The organism is Shigella sp. FC1544 (genome assembly GCF_001722145.1).
GTDB lineage: Bacteria > Pseudomonadota > Gammaproteobacteria > Enterobacterales > Enterobacteriaceae > Escherichia > Escherichia coli.
Map to the genome: position 1 here is coordinate 1 of NZ_MECT01000297.1, position 1,441 is coordinate 1,441.

The 1,441-nt window shown below is 49.9% G+C and carries 2 protein-coding genes and 4 tRNA genes; 1 reads left to right on the forward strand and 5 read right to left on the reverse strand.

Translation table 11 applies throughout. The features are described from left to right. The 5 genes from BGK49_RS14535 to BGK49_RS14555 form a co-directional block, all read right to left on the reverse strand. Positions 1-309 (reverse strand): GTP-binding protein (locus BGK49_RS14535; RefSeq protein WP_000031690.1); only part of this gene is annotated, 309 nt, incomplete at its 3' end. A gap of 114 nt (positions 310-423) precedes the next feature. Beyond that, positions 424-499, reverse strand: a tRNA-Thr gene (locus BGK49_RS14540). A gap of 6 nt (positions 500-505) precedes the next feature. Beyond that, positions 506-580: transfer RNA gene (locus BGK49_RS14545), tRNA-Gly, on the reverse strand. Between the two features lie 116 nt (positions 581-696). After that, a tRNA-Tyr gene (locus tag BGK49_RS14550) sits at positions 697-781 on the reverse strand. Between the two features lie 8 nt (positions 782-789). Continuing rightward, positions 790-865, reverse strand: a tRNA-Thr gene (locus tag BGK49_RS14555). Between the two features lie 299 nt (positions 866-1,164). Between BGK49_RS14555 and BGK49_RS14565 the strand changes: the two genes are divergently transcribed. After that, positions 1,165-1,441: transposase domain-containing protein (locus BGK49_RS14565; protein ID WP_024249094.1), on the forward strand; the 277-nt coding region annotated here is incomplete at its 3' end.

Here is a 1,441-nt window from a genome sequence, read left to right on the forward strand (position 1 = left end):
GATCGCGCCGTCCATCTGAGCAGCACCGGTGATCATGTTTTTAACATAGTCGGCGTGCCCCGGGCAGTCTACGTGTGCGTAGTGACGGGTCGGGGTGTCGTATTCAACGTGAGAAGTGTTGATGGTGATACCACGAGCTTTTTCTTCCGGCGCGTTATCGATCTGGTCGAATGCGCGAGCAGCACCGCCGTAGGTTTTAGCCAGTACGGTAGTGATTGCAGCGGTCAGCGTTGTTTTACCATGGTCAACGTGGCCGATAGTACCGACGTTAACGTGCGGTTTTGTACGTTCAAACTTTTCTTTAGACATCGATTGTCCCTCTAAGACACGGATAAATCGGTGATATCACCACATCAACCAGGCAACATGCCCGACTTGTTGAATGCAATAAACAGAAGGAAAAAACAGGGAGGAGAAAAGAAGTGGTGCTGATAGGCAGATTCGAACTGCCGACCTCACCCTTACCAAGGGTGCGCTCTACCAACTGAGCTATATCAGCACATCTTGGAGCGGGCAGCGGGAATCGAACCCGCATCATCAGCTTGGAAGGCTGAGGTAATAGCCATTATACGATGCCCGCATCCTGGAACTCGGCTACCTGATTTTCATTCTGCACTGAATATCGAGAGAAGCTCTCTTTATTCGAGCCGGTAAGCGAACTTATCGTCTCGGGCTACGCCATCGCGTGGCCGAAATTGGTGGTGGGGGAAGGATTCGAACCTTCGAAGTCTGTGACGGCAGATTTACAGTCTGCTCCCTTTGGCCGCTCGGGAACCCCACCGGACTTGATGGTGCCGACTACCGGAATCGAACTGGTGACCTACTGATTACAAGTCAGTTGCTCTACCTACTGAGCTAAGTCGGCATCAAGTAGCGCGCATTCTATGGAGACATGCGAGTTCATGCAACTAAAAAATTGCATAATTTGTTTTATTGGTCACATTTTATGCGACACGATGAAGAAACAGCCGAATGGAGGGCAGATTAGCACACTTTTTCAACATCATTGTGCTCAACAATGCGCTCCTGCTAAACCATAATTCTTCTTATCAGATGGAATATCTGTCACATTGCTTTTCAACGATAGCTTCCTGGGAGTAATGCCGATCAGTTAAGGATCAGTTGACCGATCCAGTGGCTGTGTAAGAATCCGGAAACGCTCACTTGTTTCCGGATTTTTTTATGCACATTGGACAGGCTCTTGATCTGGTATCCCGTTACGATTCTCTGCGTAACCCACTGACTTCTCTGGGGGATTACCTCGACCCCGAACTCATCTCTCGTTGCCTTGCCGAATCAGGTACTGTAACGCTACGCAAGCGCCGTCTTCCCCTCGAAATGATGGTCTGGTGTATTGTTGGCATGGCGCTTGAGCGTAAAGAACCTCTTCACCAGATTGTGAATCGCCTGGACATCATGCTGCCGGGCAATCGCCCCTTCG